The sequence below is a fragment of the Paraburkholderia tropica genome, from assembly GCF_914484835.1.
Lineage (GTDB): Bacteria > Pseudomonadota > Gammaproteobacteria > Burkholderiales > Burkholderiaceae > Paraburkholderia > Paraburkholderia tropica_A.
Genome location: NZ_CAJZAR010000028.1, coordinates 53,208 through 70,205 on the forward strand (window position 1 = coordinate 53,208; position 16,998 = coordinate 70,205).

At 64.8% G+C, this 16,998-nt stretch carries 15 protein-coding genes; 14 read left to right on the top strand and 1 reads right to left on the bottom strand.

Translation table 11 applies throughout. From position 1 onward, the window contains the following. Positions 1-92: 92 nt before the first annotated feature. The 11 genes from LDO54_RS02285 (at position 93) to LDO54_RS02340 (ending at position 11,615) form a co-directional block, all read left to right on the top strand. The gene (locus LDO54_RS02285; protein ID WP_290371059.1) at positions 93-1,052 is read left to right on the top strand and encodes a 4-hydroxyproline epimerase; all 960 of its coding nucleotides are present in this window, start codon (positions 93-95) and stop codon (positions 1,050-1,052) included. Positions 1,053-1,057: 5 nt separating this feature from the next. After that, positions 1,058-2,215 (top strand): NAD(P)/FAD-dependent oxidoreductase, encoded by a 1,158-nt coding sequence (locus LDO54_RS02290; protein ID WP_224005575.1) that lies wholly within the window; start codon positions 1,058-1,060, stop codon positions 2,213-2,215. Further along, positions 2,208-2,474, top strand: coding sequence for a 2Fe-2S iron-sulfur cluster-binding protein (locus tag LDO54_RS02295; protein ID WP_224005577.1), 267 nt, complete (start codon positions 2,208-2,210; stop codon positions 2,472-2,474). The genes LDO54_RS02290 and LDO54_RS02295 overlap by 8 nt, the downstream gene beginning before the upstream one ends. Next, positions 2,471-3,748 carry an FAD-dependent oxidoreductase gene (locus LDO54_RS02300; RefSeq protein ID WP_224005580.1) on the top strand — a complete coding sequence of 426 codons (1,278 nt, stop codon included), beginning with the start codon at positions 2,471-2,473 and terminating at the stop codon, positions 3,746-3,748. Before LDO54_RS02295 ends, LDO54_RS02300 begins: the two co-directional genes overlap by 4 nt. A 128-nt stretch (positions 3,749-3,876) precedes the next feature. Beyond that, entirely contained in the window at positions 3,877-4,659 is a 783-nt protein-coding gene (locus tag LDO54_RS02305) for an AraC family transcriptional regulator (protein WP_224005582.1), read from the top strand. Between the two features lie 268 nt (positions 4,660-4,927). After that, the gene (locus tag LDO54_RS02310) at positions 4,928-5,848 is read left to right on the top strand and encodes a dihydrodipicolinate synthase family protein (protein WP_224005585.1); all 921 of its coding nucleotides are present in this window, start codon (positions 4,928-4,930) and stop codon (positions 5,846-5,848) included. A gap of 234 nt (positions 5,849-6,082) precedes the next feature. Beyond that, a complete protein-coding gene (locus tag LDO54_RS02315) occupies positions 6,083-7,672 on the top strand; it encodes an APC family permease (protein ID WP_224006253.1) in 1,590 nt (529 codons plus the stop codon). A 114-nt stretch (positions 7,673-7,786) separates the two neighbouring features. Beyond that, complete coding sequence (locus tag LDO54_RS02320) at positions 7,787-9,379, top strand: aldehyde dehydrogenase (NADP(+)) (RefSeq protein ID WP_224005588.1); 1,593 nt, start codon at positions 7,787-7,789, stop codon at positions 9,377-9,379. Continuing rightward, positions 9,372-10,394, top strand: coding sequence for an Ldh family oxidoreductase (locus tag LDO54_RS02325; RefSeq protein WP_224005591.1), 1,023 nt, complete (start codon positions 9,372-9,374; stop codon positions 10,392-10,394). The genes LDO54_RS02320 and LDO54_RS02325 overlap by 8 nt, the downstream gene beginning before the upstream one ends. A gap of 586 nt (positions 10,395-10,980) precedes the next feature. Continuing rightward, a complete protein-coding gene (locus LDO54_RS02335; protein WP_224005597.1) occupies positions 10,981-11,226 on the top strand; it encodes a hypothetical protein in 246 nt (81 codons plus the stop codon). A gap of 161 nt (positions 11,227-11,387) precedes the next feature. After that, the gene (locus tag LDO54_RS02340; RefSeq protein ID WP_224005600.1) at positions 11,388-11,615 is read left to right on the top strand and encodes a hypothetical protein; all 228 of its coding nucleotides are present in this window, start codon (positions 11,388-11,390) and stop codon (positions 11,613-11,615) included. Between the two features lie 18 nt (positions 11,616-11,633). Here LDO54_RS02340 and LDO54_RS02345 read toward each other — a convergent pair whose 3' ends face one another. Next, positions 11,634-12,617: a LysR family transcriptional regulator gene (locus LDO54_RS02345; RefSeq protein ID WP_224005603.1), complete on the bottom strand. Its 984-nt coding sequence runs from the start codon at positions 12,615-12,617 to the stop codon at positions 11,634-11,636. Between the two features lie 238 nt (positions 12,618-12,855). On the opposite strand from LDO54_RS02345, the gene LDO54_RS02350 reads away from it, so the two are divergent. The 3 genes from LDO54_RS02350 (at position 12,856) to LDO54_RS02360 (ending at position 16,992) form a co-directional block, all read left to right on the top strand. Continuing rightward, positions 12,856-13,803: a cupin domain-containing protein gene (locus tag LDO54_RS02350; protein ID WP_224005606.1), complete on the top strand. Its 948-nt coding sequence runs from the start codon at positions 12,856-12,858 to the stop codon at positions 13,801-13,803. A gap of 238 nt (positions 13,804-14,041) precedes the next feature. Beyond that, positions 14,042-16,642 carry an EAL domain-containing protein gene (locus tag LDO54_RS02355; protein WP_224005609.1) on the top strand — a complete coding sequence of 867 codons (2,601 nt, stop codon included), beginning with the start codon at positions 14,042-14,044 and terminating at the stop codon, positions 16,640-16,642. Between the two features lie 50 nt (positions 16,643-16,692). Then, positions 16,693-16,992 carry a hypothetical protein gene (locus LDO54_RS02360; protein ID WP_224005612.1) on the top strand — a complete coding sequence of 100 codons (300 nt, stop codon included), beginning with the start codon at positions 16,693-16,695 and terminating at the stop codon, positions 16,990-16,992. Positions 16,993-16,998 lie beyond the last annotated feature (6 nt).

Here is a 16,998-nt window from a genome sequence, read left to right on the forward strand (position 1 = left end):
GCGCGGCGTCCGATCGGCCGCCGCGCGCTATGCCGAAATCGTCATTGCCGAGGGTCCGTTGCGACAAGACGGCCACGCGGGCGGCACCTACGATTGTCGGCATGAAAACCCTCTCCGTCATCGATTCCCATACCGGCGGCGAGCCCACGCGGCTCGTGACCGAAGGCGGCCCCGAGCTGGGCCGCGGACCGCTCGCCGAGCGGCTCGACATCTTCCGCCGCGACTTCGACCGCCTGCGCGCGGGCATCGTCTGCGAGCCGCGCGGCTCCGACGTGATGGTCGGCGCGCTGCTGTGCGAGCCGCACGATCCGGCCTGTTCGGCGGGCGTGATCTTCTTCAATAACGTGGGCTTCCTCGGCATGTGCGGACACGGCACGATCGGCCTGATCGTGTCGCTCGCGCATATGGGCCGCATCGCGCCCGGCGTGCATCGCATCGAAACGCCGGTGGGCAACGTGGAAGCCGAATTGCACGCGGACGGCAGCGTCACCGTGCGCAACGTGCCCGCGTATCGCTATCGCACGAATGTGCCCGTCGACGTGCCGGGCCTCGGCCGCATTCATGGCGATATCGCGTGGGGCGGCAACTGGTTCTTCCTCGTTGCCGATCACGGCCAGTCGCTCGAATTCGCCAACGTCGAAACGCTGACCAACGTCTCGTGGGCGATCCGCCAGGCACTCGAAGCGAACGGCATCACGGGCGAGGGCGGCGCGCTGATCGACCATATCGAACTGTTCGCCGGCTCGACCACGCCGGGACTCGATAGCCGCAACTTCGTGCTGTGTCCGGGCAAGGCCTACGACCGCTCGCCGTGCGGCACGGGCACGAGCGCGAAGATCGCGTGTCTCGCCGCCGACGCGGCGCTTGAGCCGGGCGCGGTGTGGAAGCAGGAAAGCATCGTCGGCAGCGTGTTCGACGCGAGCTACGAAACCGGCGGCGATCTCGCGCCCGGCTACGTGCGTCCGAGCATTCGCGGCACGGCGCACGTGAGCGCGCAGGCGCAGCTCATCTTCGCCGACGACGATCCGTTCGCATGGGGCATCAGCGCGTGATGAACATGGCAGTATCGCGTCCCGATGTGATCGTAGTCGGCGCGGGCATCGTCGGCGCCGCGTGCGCGCACGAACTCGCGCAGCAAGGCGCGAACGTGCTCGTGCTCGACCGCGCGGGCATCGGCGGCGGCGTGACGGCGGCGGGCATGGGCCATCTGGTCGTGATGGACGATACGCCCGCCGAGTTCGCGCTCTCCATGTGGTCGCGCCAGTTGTGGCTCGACCTCGCGCCGCGTCTCGATGCGCGCCAGGCGTTCGTGCGTTGCGGCACGCTCTGGGTCGCCACTGACGATGAGGAATGCGAACTAGCCCAATCGCGCCAGCAGACGCTGATGCAACAAGGCGTGGCCTGCCACATGCTCGACGCGCAGCAGGTGCGCGAAGCCGAACCCGCGCTGCGCGAAGGCTTGCGCGGCGGCATGATGGTCCCCGACGACGCCGTGGTCTACGCGCCGTCCGCCGCCGCCTGGCTGCTCGCGCAGCCCGTGAAAGGGCGCATCACGTGCCGCCTCGATACGCGCGTCGCGCAGGTGAACCGCCAGGGCGTGGTGCTCGCGGACGGCGAAGTGATCGCCACCGGCGCGGTGCTGCTCGCCAACGGTCTGCAAGCGGCCGAACTGCTGCCCGGTTTGCCGATGCAGGCGAAGAAGGGCCATCTGCTGATCACCGATCGTTATCCCGGCACCGTGCGTCACCAGATTCTCGAACTCGGCTATATCAAGAGCGCGCACAACGCGACCGGCACGTCGGTGGCGTTCAACGTGCAGCCGCGCCCGACCGGGCAATTGCTGATCGGCTCGTCGCGCCAATTCGACAGCGAAGATCCGGCGATCGAACCGGCGATACTCGCGCGCATGTTGCGCCGCGCCGCGGAATATCTGCCGCAATTGCCGTCGCTGAACGCGATTCGCGCGTGGACCGGTTTCCGCCCCGCGACGCTCGATGGCTTGCCGCTGATCGGCCCGGCGGGTCCGTTCGCGCGCGCCGATGGTCATCCGCAGACATGGCTGGCAACCGGTCACGAAGGGCTCGGCGTGACCACGGCGCTCGCGACCGGCAAGCTGATCGCCGCGCAGATGCTCGCCTCGCGCGATCCGTTGCCGATCGACGCTGCGCCGTACTGGCCCGCGCGTTGTGCGACGCAGGGAGCCGCACATGCCTGATTTCGTCATGCTCGAAGTGGATGGCCGCAGCGTGCGCGTGGCGGCGGGCAGCTCGGTGGTCGCAGCGATCGCGCATGCCACGGGCGACGCGGGTCTCGCGACGCGCCGATCGGTGACCGGCGCGCTGCGCGGGCCGTTGTGCGGCATGGGCGTGTGCCAGGAATGCCGCGTGACGATCGACGGCGTCGCGCATCGGCTCGCGTGTCAGACCGTCTGCGCCGAGGGAATGAACGTGGTGACGGCGAGAGGCGCGCAATGAATTTCGATATCCTGATTATTGGCGCGGGACCGGCTGGTTTGCACGCCGCGCGCGTGGCCGCCGAGGCAGGCCAGCGCGTGGGCATCGTCGACGATAACGCGCGGCCTGGTGGTCAGATCTGGCGTCAAGGCCCCGAGCATCCGCCGACGGGTGAGGCGCGCGCGGCCATCGATGCGGTCGAGACTTTCGTGCAGCGCGGCAGCATCGCGCGTCTGAGCGGCACGCGCGTCGTGCAGGCGCTCGGAGAGCGCCAGTTGCTGGTGGAGGACGCGCAACGCGGCCACACGATCACTTACGGCAAGCTGATCGTCGCGACCGGCGCGCGCGAGCGCTTCTTGCCGTATCCGGGCTGGACGCTGCCGGGCGTGACCGGCGCGGGCGGCTTGCAGGCGCTTGTGAAGGGCGGCTTGCCGATACGCGGCGAGCGCATCGTGATCGCAGGCACGGGGCCGCTGCTGTGGGCCGCTGCCGTCACGGCGCGCGAGCATGGCGCGCGCGTGGTGGCGATCGTCGAGCAGGCGCCGCCGACTTCGGTCAGGCGCTTCGCGGCGGGACTCGTGCAGATGCCCGCGAAACTCGTGCAGGCGCTGCGCATGCGTTTCGATCTGCGCGCGACGCCGTATTTATGCGGCGCACACGTGATCGAAGCGATCGGCGATACGATGCTGACGCGCGTGCGCATCCAGCACGGCGACAAGGAAATGTCGATCGATTGCGACCGGCTCGCCTGCGCATACGGCCTCGTGCCGAACACGCACGTGGGCGCGGCGCTCGGTTGCGCGACCGAAGACGCGCATGGCATGGCCGCGCTCACCGTCGACGAGTGGCAGGCGACCTCGCTGCCCGATGTCTATGCGGCGGGCGAATGCACGGGCGTGGGCGGCATGGAACTCGCGGCGCTCGAAGGGCGCATCGCGGCGCATGCGGCCGTGGGCGAGCGCGACAAGGCGCGTGCGTTGTTCGGCGAGCGCGCGCGCTATCGCGCGTTCGCCGCGCGACTTCACGAAGCGTTCGCGCTCGCGCCGCATCTGCGCACGCTCGCGACGCCCGACACCGTGCTGTGCCGCTGCGAGGACGTGAGGTTCGGCGAAGCCGCGCAGCATCGTTCGTGGCGCGACGCGAAATTGCACACGCGTTGCGGCATGGGACCGTGTCAGGGCAAGATCTGCGGCGAAGCGGCGGCGTTCTGCCTCGGCTGGCCGCGCAACGGCCAACGTCCGCCGTTTTCGCCCGCGCGTATCGGCACCTTGCTGGAAGTGCCGTCGCAGGCGTAACTCGCCATTCGACGCGATGGGGTTTGACGGGCGGCGCACGCACAGGCGCCGCCCGATTTTCGTTTCAGATGCGCAAGCGTGCATGAGAAGGGCATAATCGTGCGGATCACGACTCGCCGCTCATCGCAATGCCCGAACTCGTTCTGCCCGCCGCCCTCGAAAACACGACGCTGCCGCAGATGGTGGCGCATTTCGCGCTGCTCGAACCGCTGTTCGATGCCATGCCCGACGTGGTCTTCTTCGTGAAGGACCACGACGCACGCTATGTGATCGCCAACGCCACGCTCGCCGCGCGCTGCGGTTTCAAGGACAAACGCTCGTTGCTCGGCAAGACGGCGGCGCAGGTGTTTCCCGCGCGTTTCGGCAACAGCTACACGGCGCAGGACGAGGCTGTGGTGCGCCTGAACAGCCGCTTTATCGATCAACTCGAATTGCATCTTTATCCGGGCCGTCAACCGGGCTGGTGCCTCACCTCGAAGGTGCCGCTGCACGATGCGCAGGGCCGCGTGCTGGGCGTGGCCGGTATTTCGCGCGATCTGCAGGCGGCCGAAGGCACGCATCCGGCTTATCAGCGCCTGGCGATTGCTGCGAAATACATTCAGGACAATTACGCGCAGCCGCTCAAACTCTCGCATCTGGCCACGCTCATCAATATGTCGGTGGCGCAGATCGAGCGTTATTTCCACAAGATTTTCCATCTCACGCCGCGCCAGATGCTGCTGAAAACGCGGCTCGACGCGGCTTCCGAATTGCTCGCGAGCGACCTGAGCATCACCGATATCGCCACGCGTTGCGGCTATAACGATCACAGTGCGTTTACGCGTCAATTCAAGGCCACCGTGGGCCTCACACCGAGCCAGTATCGTGCGCTGCTGCATCCGCAAGCGACGCAAACCGAAGCGGCCGAATAGGCGAGAAGGTCGATCCCGGCATCGCGCGAAATACATAAAAAAATTAGCAAACCTCGCATCGGTAAAAGGCGCTCGCGCGAAAATCTACGGGTAGTCCCGGATAGCGCGAATGCACCTGAATGAGGCGCCTTTGCACAATAAAGCGATTGTGCCGATTTCGTCTCTTTGAGTCGCGAAAGGTCTCAAGCCTCGATCATTCTGGATAGCGATACTTCTTCGCATCGCCACACGGGTTGGCGCGATTTTTCAAACGAAGGAGATTGTCACTGTGAGCCGTAACGCTATCCAATGGAGCGGTGTGTTTCCCGCCGTCAGCACGCAATTCAAGGCGGACTTCTCCGTCGATATCGAAGCGACGCACCGCGTGGTGAGCAACCTCGTGAAGGACGGCGTCTCGGGCCTCGTGGTGTGCGGCACGGTCGGCGAAAACACCTCGCTCAGCACGTCCGAGAAACTGGCCGTGATCGAAGCCGCGCGCGACGCCGCCGGCGGCAAGGTGCCCGTGATCGCGGGCGTGGCCGAATTCACCACCGAGTTCGCACGTCAGACCGTGCGCGAAGCGCAGCGCGTGGGCGTGGACGGCGTGATGGTGATGCCCGCACTGGTCTACTCGGCGAAGCCGCATGAAACGGCTGCGCATTTCCGCGCCGTGGCGTCGAGCACTGACCTGCCGGTGATGGTCTACAACAATCCGCCGATCTACAAGAACGACGTCACGCCCGACGTGCTGATCGCGCTGCAGGATTGCGAAAACATCGTCTGCTTCAAGGATTCGTCGGGCGACACGCGCCGCTTCATCGATCTGCGCAACGCCGTGGGCGACCGCTTCGTGCTGTTCGCGGGCCTCGACGACGTGGTGGTCGAAAGCGTGGCCGTGGGCGCGGAAGGCTGGGTCTCGGGCATGTCGAATGTGTTCCCGAAAGAAGGCGAGACGCTGTTCCGCCTCGCGAAGCAAAAGCGTTTCGACGAAGCGCTCGCGCTCTATCGCTGGTTCATGCCGCTGCTGCACCTCGACGCGCGCCCCGATCTCGTGCAATGCATCAAGCTGTGCGAGGAACTCGTCGATCGCGGCAGCGCGCTCACGCGTCCTCCGCGCCTCGCGCTCGAAGGCGATGCGCTCGCGCACGTGAAGGCCGTCATGCAACAGGCGCTCGCCACGCGTCCGCAACTGCCGGACGTCGGTCTGTAAATCCCCTTGCGCGCCGCGTGGGCGCGCTTTCTTTTCCCGCGCGCCACTCGCCTCTGATCGAATCCGATTATTTCGGATTGCCTGGTTTCTATGCAGATAGCGAGTTCCGCGCGCGCGGCACCGACCGCGCCGCCGTGCCCACACAAGAAGAATGGCACGCCGGCGCTGCGCCTCATCCCTTAAGAAGGAGACACGGCTATGTCCACTCAAGGCAAGCTGCGCGGCGCGCTGCCCATGAGCGACGCAACGCGCGAGCAAACCGGCGAAGGGCGCTTCAAGAAGCAGCTTTCGCTCACTGACCTCACGTTCATCGGCCTTGGCGCCATCTTCGGCTCGGGCTGGCTGTTCGCCGCGAGTCACGTCTCGGCCATCGCGGGGCCGGCGGGCATCGTTTCCTGGCTCATCGGCGGCTTCGCGGTCTTGCTGCTCGGCATCGTCTATTGCGAACTCGGCGCGGCCTTGCCGCGCGCGGGTGGCGTGGTGCGTTATCCGGTGTTCTCGCACGGCCCGCTGCTCGGTTATTTGATGGGTTTCGTCACGCTGATCGCGTTTTCGAGCCTGATCGCCATCGAAGTGGTCGCCGCGCGCCAATATGCGGCCGCGTGGTTTCCGATGCTGAGTCAACCGGGTTCGGGCAATCCGACCACGATCGGCTGGCTCGTGCAACTCGCGCTGTTGGGCCTGTTTTTCCGGCTCAATTACAAAAGCGTGAAGACCTTTGCGCGCGCGAATAATCTCATCAGCATTTTCAAATTCATCGTGCCGCTTGCGGTGATTGGCGTGCTGTTCACGTTTTTCAAACCGGCCAATCTGAGCGTGCATGGCTTCGCGCCGTTCGGTATGTCGGGTATTGAAATGGCGGTGTCGGCGGGCGGCATCATTTTCGCGTATCTCGGTCTCACGCCGATCATTTCGGTCGCGAGCGAAGTACGCAATCCGCAACGCACGATTCCCATCGCGCTGATTCTTTCTGTGCTGCTTTCCACGCTGATTTACGTGCTGCTGCAACTGGCGTTTATCGGCAGCATTCCGACCGAGATGCTCAAGAGCGGCTGGGATGGCGTGAGCAAGGCATTTTCGCTGCCGTACCGCGATATCGCGCTCGCGCTGGGCGTGGGCTGGCTCGCCTACATGGTGGTCGCGGACGCGGCTATTTCGCCGAGCGGCTGCGGCAATATCTATATGAACGCGACGCCGCGCGTGGTCTATGCGTGGGCGAAAACCGGCACGTTCTTCCGCGTGTTCACGCGCGTGGACGAAGCCTCGGGCATTCCGCGCGCGGGCTTGTGGCTCACGTTCGCGCTCGCGGTGTTCTGGACGCTGCCGTTTCCGTCGTGGGAAGCGCTGATCAACGTCGTATCGGCGGCGCTGGTGTTGAGCTATGCCGTCGCGCCCATTTCCGTCGCCGCGCTGCGCCGCAATGCGCCCGATATGCCGCGTCCGTTCCGCGTGAGCCGCTTCGGCCTCGTCGGGCCGGTGTCGTTCGTGATCGCCGCGCTGATCGTCTACTGGTCGGGCTGGAGCACGGTGTCCTGGCTGCTCGGTTTGCAGATCGTGATGTTCGTGATCTATCTCGCGGCAGGGCGTTTCGTCCCGACGCGCGAATTGAGCCTGCGCGAGCAGGTGCGTTCGTCGGCGTGGCTGATCGCGTTTTATGCCGTGATGATCGTGCTGTCGTGGCAAGGCAGTTTCGGCGGCACGGGCACGCTCGCGCATCCGTATGACACGCTGGCCGTGGCGCTCGCGAGTCTCGGCATTTACTACTGGGGCGCGAATACGGGCGTGCCGGGCCACAAGCTGCGGCTCGACGCCGACGATCAATAAGCGTGAATACGCGTGAATAAGCGTGCGCCTGTGCGTATGCACAGGCAACGCGCCATTTCCATCGATTCAAAACCGGGCCATGCCGGCCCGGTTGTTTTTTTTGCAGGGACCAAGATGACGATTACCGGCCAGTCGCTGATCGGCGCGACGAGCGTGCGCGGCACGCACGGCGTGTTGCATGGCGTCGATGCCCGCACGGGCGCGGCGCTCGAACCCGCATTCGGCGGCGCGACGCAAGACGATCTCGAACGCGCGTGTGCGCTCGCGGAAGCGGCCTTCGACACCTTCCGCGAAACGCCGCTCGACACGCGCGCGCGTTTTCTGGAAACCATCGGCGAACAGATCATGGCGATCGGCGACGCGCTGATCGAACGCTGCATGGCCGAAACCGGCCTGCCGCGCGCGCGGCTCGAAGGCGAGCGCGCACGCACGGTCGGTCAGTTGCGTCTGTTTGCCAACGTGCTGCGTAACGGCGATTTCGTCGATGCGCGTATCGATCCCGCGCAACCGGATCGCAAGCCGATGCCGCGCGTGGACCTGCGTCTGCGTAATGTGGCGATCGGGCCGGTCGCGGTATTCGGCGCGTCGAATTTTCCGCTCGCGTTTTCGGTGGCGGGCGGCGATACGGCGTCGGCGCTCGCGGCCGGTTGTCCCGTGATCGTGAAGGCGCACGGCGCGCATCCGGGCACTTCGGAACTCGTGGGCCGTGCGATTCAGCAGGCCGTGCAGCAGTGCGCGCAGCCCGAAGGCGTGTTTTCGCTGCTGTTCGACAGCGGTCTTTCGATTGGCCAGGCGCTCGTGGCCGATGCGCGCATCAAGGCGGTGGGCTTCACGGGTTCGCGCGCGGGTGGCGTGGCGCTCATGAAGATCGCGAACGCGCGCGCGGAGCCGGTGCCCGTCTATGCGGAGATGAGCTCGATTAATCCGGTCGTGTTGCTGCCGCACGCACTGGCCGCGCGTGGTGAAACGATTGCACAACAGTTCGCGGCATCGCTGACTTTGGGCGCGGGACAGTTCTGCACGAATCCTGGCCTCGTGCTCGCCGTGGAGGACGACGCGTTGCGCGCCTTCGAACGCACGGCCAGCGACGCGCTCGCGCAAGCCCCCGCATCGACGATGCTCACGCCCGGCATTCACGCGAATTACGTGAAGGGCGTCGAGCGGCTCGCGGCGCACGCCGATGTCGAGCGTCTCGCGAGCGGCAAGACGGGCGGTCCGTTCGACGCGCAGGCCGCGTTGTTCGCGACCACGGCGCAAGCGTTCCTCGCCGATCCCGCATTGCGCGAGGAAGTGTTCGGCTCTGCCTCGCTGATCGTGCGTTGCCGCGATCTCGACGCCTTGCATGGCGCGCTGAAATCGCTCGAAGGACAGCTGACGGTGGCCGTGCATCTGCACGACGACGACCGCGCCGCCTGCCGCGCGCTGCTGCCGACGCTCGAACGCAAGGCAGGCCGTATACTGGCGAACGGTTTCGGCACGGGCGTGGAAGTCGGTCATGCGATGGTGCATGGCGGACCGTTCCCGGCGACTTCGGATGCGCGCACGACCTCGGTCGGCAGCCGCGCGATCGAGCGCTTCCTGCGGCCGGTTTCGTATCAGGATCTGCCCGACGATCTGCTGCCCGACGCACTGCGCGACGGCAATCCGCTGGCGCTCGCGCGGCGTATCGACGGTACTCTTCATCGCGAGGAACATCAGGATGACTGATCAACACGACGACGTCGTACTGTCGCTCGACGCGCTCTTTTCGCTCGCGCGCAAGGCGCTGATGCACCACGGCGTGTCCGAAGCGCATGCAGACGCTATCGCGCGCGTGATCATGCAAGGTCAGCGCGACGAGTGCCATTCGCACGGCATCTATCGCCTGCTCGGCTGCGTGCGCTCGGTGAAAGGCGGCAAGGTCGATCCGTGCGCCGAGCCGACCTTGCGCGATGTGGCGCCCGGCGTGCTCGCCGTCGATGCGCATTATGGTTTTTCGCTGCTGGCCTTCGAAACGGGCCTGCCCGTGCTCGCGGAAAAAGCGCGCACGCAGGGTCTCGCCGCGATGGCGATCAATCGCTGCTTCCATTTTTCGGCGTTGTGGCCCGAGGTGGAGGCGATTGCCGCGCGTGGGCTCGTCGGGCTCGCGATGAATCCGAGCCATAGCTGGGTCGCGCCCGCGGGCGGCACGCGCGGCGTGTTCGGCACCAATCCGATTGCGTTCGCGTGGCCGCGCGCGGAAGGGCATCCGTTCGTGTTCGACTTCGCGACCAGCGCGATCGCGCGTGGCGATATCGAGCTGCACGCGCGCGAGGGCAAGCCGATTCCCGATCATTGGGCCATCGACAGCGCGGGCCAGCCGACCACGGACGCACGCGCGGCGCTCGACGGCGCGATGCAGACGTTCGGCGGCCACAAGGGTTCGGCGCTCGCGGCGATGGTCGAACTGCTCGCGGGCGCGCTGATCGGCGACCTCACGAGCATGGAGTCGCAGACTTTCGACGACGGCGCGGGCGCGAGCCCTTGCCACGGCGAACTGGTGATCGCGATCGATCCGCGCCGTTTTCTGGGCGCCGATCACGCGGCGGGCGAGGCGCGCGCCGAGCGGCTGTTCGCCGCCGTGGTCGAGCAGGGCGCGCGCTTGCCCTCGCAACGCCGTTTCGAGGCGCGCGAGCGCAGCGAACGCCATGGCGTGCGCATTCCTGGCGCGCTCTATCGCGACGTGATGAAACTCTTCGACTGACAATGACGAGCCGGCGCGCGCAAGCCGGAATTCGCGCGCCGTTCGCCTTTTTTGCCCTTTTACTCGCTTCTTACGTCATGTAATGGTCGGTACCGTTAATTGATGTAATTGATCATCCAATAAAGAGGCATTACATTTGCTGCAATGCGGCGCATTTCCGTGTTTACGCACAGTACCATGCCGCACCAATTCGAAAACTGTCCCTTTTACATTAGGCGAAATAAAGGTTAATGCTTATTGCAGCGCAGCAAAATGCTGCCTACACTGAGCAAGACCGCCTATGGATTCGGAAGTTTTCGAAAGGAGGGCGTGGAATGATCACGTCACACTCGGCAACGCTGGAAGCGTCGCCCAGACTGCATGTATTCGAGCAGGAAGGAGGCTGGCATTGGGGCATTACGGTACCCAGGTCGGCGGGCAGTGGCTTCAAGCTCATTGCTTATAGTGAAAATTCATTCGACGGCGAGACCGAGGCTCGCCGCGACGGCAATCGCGCTCTCGATAGTCTCCCTGGTACTGCGGCATTTTCGTTCATGCCTTAATGCGCGGACCGTTCTACACTGAAATCCGGTGACGGGAGAATCGTATGAATCCGCGTGATGACAGGGAAACACGCCGCAAACAGTACGCCATGCGCCGCCTGACACGCGCGATGCAGCGGCTCATTCACGCGAACGACGACGTCGACCGCATGATGGCGCGGCGCTGGGTCAATGCGTGGAGCGGCGCGGTGGGTGAACGCGCGATGAATCGAATAACGCCACTGACAAGTACCGGATTTACGCGCACGGCTATACGGGTTTCATCGGCCGATTCGAGTCGATTTGTCTAGCGGATGGCGGGCGAATTGCAGAGCGAATTGCAGGCAAATGGCGCCCGCATTTCGCGCCGCATGAAGGCGCGCAGCGGAAATATGAAACAAAACGCATATTTCATTGACTGACACACGATTGAGACGATATTGTCATACTTTAGACATTCTTCGTTTCACCCTTGGCTTCCGCAGACTATGAAATCTCGCACGCGATGAGCGTGAATGTGGATGGTGTTGATTACACCGGCAGGTGGCGCGTAATGACCGGCTCGGTCATTGTCTATTTCGCCAATGAAATCAAATTCGCGCCGCACGGTGCGAATCGACCCGAGCAAATCGCTCGCTGGCTATTGACCGATCTTTGTAAAAAGATCGAATCGCGCAAGCGCAAAGGAATCAAACGCTAACGTATCGCGGCCATTCGCTTAATCGCGCGGCGCAGCGCGTGGTTTTGCGGCCGTGTCCTGGCCGTCCCAGTCGCCTTCGCGATTGAAAATGGCCGAATAAAAGTCGATAAAGGCGCGCACTTTCGACGACACCGTCCGTTTGCGCGGATAGACCGCCCAGACCGCCGGCGCGTGTTTCGTCGGCTGCGCTTCCCATTCCGGCAACAGACGAATCAGTTTTCCGTCGCGCAATGCGTCGCCTACGGCCCACGTCGGCAGCAAGGCAATGCCGCGTCCCGCGATGGCGAGATCGAGCAGCGCTTCCGTGTCGTCCACGCGCAGCCTGCCGCGCAATGCCACCGTCACCGCTTCTTCACGCTCACTCTTTGCCTTTATTGACGCCGGTTCGTGCTTGACGAACAGCCAGCGATCGTCCGCCGCGAGTGAAAAACGCAGTGCCGTGTGCGCCGCAAGTTCCTCGGGCATGACGGGCGCGCCGCATTGCGCGAGATAAGCGGGGCTCGCGCAGACAATGCGCCGATGCGCCGTCAACTGGCGCGCCATCAATTGCGAATCCGGTAATGCGCCGATGCGAATCGCGAGATCGATACCCGTGTCGATGATATTGAGCACGGCGTCGGTCATGACGATATCGACGTCGATCTTCGGATAGCGGTCCATGAATTCCGGAAAATGGCGCACGATATGACGCCGGCCGAACGAGCGCGGCATCGTCACGCGCAGCAATCCGCGCGGCGAACGATTCAGCGACGATGCCACGTCGCGCGCTTCGTCGAGATGGCGGATTACGCCAATCGCGTGCTCGCGAAATACGCGGCCGCCTTCGGTGAGCACGAGGCCGCGCGTCGAGCGATTGAATAGCGCAATGCCGAGATCGCGTTCGAGTTGGGTGATATAGCGCGATACCGTCGAGGTTTTGACTTCGATGCGGGCCGCCGCCTTGCTGAAACTACCGAGTTCGGCGGACGAAAGGAATGCGCGGATCGCGCCGAAATAATCCATAAGCGAGCAGGCGTGTCGATGGCGTGAATGCGGGCGTTGTCGTGCAGTGTACGAGAAAACGCGGCCGCGCCTCGCACATCAGTGATCCCTTTTCTGCAAAGCTCATTTCCCGTGTGCGCAATTCCCGCGTGCGGCCCCGGCGCCTAAAGTCCATTCGACGCCAGCGATTGGCGCAGGATCGTCGATCGCGATGGCGCGACTTGCCCACCGGGCGAGCGTCATTTTCAGGAGCCGCATCATGCTGGATAAAACCGCGCATTCTTCTCTCGCACTCGACGACGACATCGTCACGCGCGATGCGCAATATTTCGAATACACCTCGTCCGCGAATCCGATCGGCGCGAAGCTGATTTCGCGCGTACCGTATCGCTCGTTTCCCGCTTCGCTCTATGACGACGGTCCGACGCGCAGCGTGCCGCTCGATTTATCGGCGGAATTGGGCTGCGATTATCCGGCCACCGGTCCAGGTTTGATGGCGAGTTTTCTGCGCATCGTGGCGGGCGACACGATTGCGGTCGATCCGAATGCGACTTCGCAGGTGTTTTACGTGCTCGAAGGCGCGGGGCGTGTTGCGCAAAACGGCACGGTCTTTTCATTTGGACAAGGCGATTTCTTTTCGCTGCCGGGCGGCGGCGAGGCCGTGTTGTCGGCGCAGGCGACGGCGCGCATTTACTACGTGAACGATGCGCCGCTGCTCGATTATCTCGGCGCGAAAATCGGCACGGCCCGCTTTGCGCCGACGCTTTATCCGGCCGCGCAGGCCCAGGCCGAACTCGCGAAAGTGGCGAATGCGCCGGGCGCGGCACAGCGCAATCGTGTGAGCGTGCTGCTCGGCAATCGTCATTTCCCGCAGACGCGCACCGTCACGCATTCGATGTGGGCGATGTTCGGCACAATCGCGCCGCACAGCGTGCAGAAGCCGCATCGTCATCAGTCGATTGCGCTCGACTTCATTCCCGCGTGCGAGCCGGGCGTCTATACGCTCGTCGGCACCGAGATCGACGAACAGGGGCAGATTGTCGATCCCGTGCGCGTCGACTGGACGCCGGGCATGGCCTTCGTGACGCCGCCCGGTTATTGGCATGCTCATTTCAATGAGTCGGATTCGCCCGCGTATGTGATTCCGCTTCAGGATGCGGGGCTGCAGACGTATTTGCGTTCGCTCGATATTCGCTTCGCGCGCTGATACACGGCCGATGGGAAGTTTGCGGCGCGTAGGCGCTTGATTGTGTCAGCGCTTCAGCGCGTCAGCGGGGCGGCCGGTCCATCAACACCCGGCGCCCATCCTTCCCGCACGACCGTCCTAATCTTCGCTCAACCCCGTGACTTTGATCCAGGTCAAGTCAATTCCCCCGCCCGCCTGCTACGGTCGCAATACATCTTAAAAAGACAACAAACAAACCAAACGCGGTACGGGGCGCGACATGCAACACCACACGCTGGACGTCGAAATCGGGCGTCTTCTTTCCGGGCCGCTGCTCGCTTGCGGCCCCGACGTGCCGATCCGCGAAGCCGCGCGCCGCATGGCCGAGCACCGTTGCAGCGCGATCGTCGTGATGGAACGCGGGCTGCCGATCGGCATCTGGACCGAGCACGACGCGCTCGCGAGCATTGCGCATCGCGCGCATTCGGCCGACGCGCGCCTCATCAACGAACTGATCGACGAACCGCTGCCCGAGCCGGCCGGCGGACCCGGCGACGAACCCGCGAACCGGCCGATCCGCACCGTCATGAGCCAGCCCGTGCGCACGCTGTCCGCGCGCACGCCCGCGCGCGAAGCGGCGGCGTACTTCGTGCGCGAGGGCATTCGCCACGGTCTCGTGATCGACGACGAAGACGGCCATGCGCTCGGTCTCGTCACGCAGACCGATCTGGTCATGAGCCAGGGCCCCGAGTGCTTTCTGCAACTGCGCACGCTCGGCTGCGCGAAGCCGTCGAAGGTGCAGACCATCGACGCCGCCGCGCCGTTCGCACAGGCGCTCGCGCGCATGCGCGCGGAGCGGCTGAGCGCGATCGTCGTGCGCGCCGCCGACGGCGGCCTCGGCATCCTCACCGAACGTGATGTAGTGCGCGCGCTCGGCGAAGGCGCGCGCGAGGACGGCGCCACGGCGGGCACCTTCGCGAGCTGGCCGCTGCGCTCGCTGCCGCACACGCGCAGCCTCTATTCGGCGCGTCAATATCTGCTCGACAACCGCATGCGCCACGTCGGCGTGCTCGACGACGCGGGCGAACTCAGCGGCCTGCTCGGTCTCGCCGATATCCTGCGCGACATGGAGCACGAATACGTGCGCGAATTGCAGGCGGCGCTGCGCGAACGCGACGACGCGCTGCTCGCTTCGCGCGCGAATTTGCGTCTCGCCGATCAGGTGGTGGAATCCACGCTCGACGGCGTGATGATCACCGATCTGCAAGGCACGATCGAGCGCATCAATCCGGCCTTCACGCGCCTGACCGGCTACACCGAAGCCGACGCGCTCGGCCGCAACGCGCGCCTGCTCAGTTCGGGTCGCCAGGGCGCGGCGTTCTACGCGGCGCTGTGGGAGAGCATCGAAACCACGGGCCACTGGAAGGGCGAAATCTGGAATCGCCGCAAGGACGGCACGCTCTACCTCGAATACCTGACGATCTCCAGCATCCGCGACGCGAAAGGCCGCTGCACGCATTACGCCGCGATTTTCGCCGATATTACGCAGCGCCGCGAAAACGAAGCACGCCTAAGTTATCTCGCGACTCACGATGCGCTCACCGGTCTGCCCAATCGCACGCTGTTCACCGAGCGCATCGCATTGGCGCTCGCGCGCGCGCGCCGTTCGAGCAAGCGCGTTGCGGTGATGTTTCTCGACCTCGACCGATTCAAGCTCATCAACGACACGATGGGCCACGGCGTCGGCGACGAAGCGCTCGCGGTGATTGCGCGGCGTCTGCGCGAATCGGTGCGCGAGACCGACACGGTGGCGCGGCTCGGCGGCGACGAATTCACGCTGCTGATCGAGGATATCGACGACATCCGCCACGTGGGCCGCATCGCCGAAACGCTGCTCCTTGGCGTGGGCGCGCCGATCCGCACGGGCGAGCAGACGCTGTTCGTCACGCCGAGCATCGGCATCAGCATGTTTCCCGACGACGCGCAGGACTCCGGCCGTCTGCTGATGCAGGCCGACCGCGCGATGTACGAAGCGAAAAGCGCGGGCAAGAACAACTTCCAGTTTTTCGCCGCGCCGATGACGTCGAGCGCGATGGAGCGCATCCAGCTCGAATCGGAATTGCATCGCGCGCTCGACAGCAACGAATTCCTGCTGCATTACCAGCCCGAATTCGACGTGCGCAGCGGCCGCCTCTCGAACGTCGAGGCGCTGATCCGCTGGCAGCATCCGCAGCGCGGGCTCGTGCCGCCCGACCAGTTCATACCGATTGCCGAGGAATCCGCGTTGATCGTGCCGATTGGCGCCTGGGTCTTGCGCGAAGCGTGCCGCCAGGCGCGCGCGTGGCTCGACGAAGGCTTCGAATTCGGGCGCATCTGCGTGAATCTTTCCGCGCGCCAGTGCCTGCACGACGGCTTTCTCGCGCAGCTCGCCAATATTCTCGGCGAGACCGGCTTGCCCGTGAACCGGCTGCAACTCGAACTCGTCGAGAGCATGGCGATGACCTCCAGCCACGGCGGCACCGAGGCGCTGCTGCACGAACTCGCGGCGCGCGGCATCAGTCTCGCGATCGACGACTTCGGCACCGGCTATTCGTCGTTCCGCTATTTGCAGTCGCTGCCCGTCGACACGCTCAAGGTCGACCGCTCGTTTCTCGCGCATGTCGGCGACAACATTCCGCTCATGAGCGACGAGGGCAACGGCTCGATCGTGCGCGCGATCGTGGCGATGGCGAAGTCGCTGGGCGTGTCGGTTGTCGCCGAGGGCGTGGAAACGCCGAACCAGTTGCGCTTTCTGCGCGAGATCGGCTGCGAGCGCGCACAGGGTTTTCTGCTCGCGCGCCCCGCGCCGGCCGCGCGGATGCCGCGTGCGCTGCCCGCGTGATCGATGCCGACCATGCCTCGTTGAGGCGCAATTTTGATTGGAGAATGACCGTGACCACCAACGATGAGATGCTGCTGCGCTCGATGACGGCGCTCGTCAGTTCGCATGGCAAGGCCATTTCGCGCTTCGGCGCGAGTGTGGTCGTGATGAGCAAGTTCGCGGAAGCCGTGCTGCCGCAACTGTCCACGCAACAGGTCGAGCGCACTGTCGAAGCGTTCCGCATGCTGATTGGCGAGGCGCTGGCCGTGGCGGACAACGCCGTGCTGCCCGGCGACTATCGCGCCACGCTGCTCGAACAGAGCAACGTGCTGTTGAACCGGCTCGGCGGCAATGCCGCGGCGTCGCATTGAAGGAGA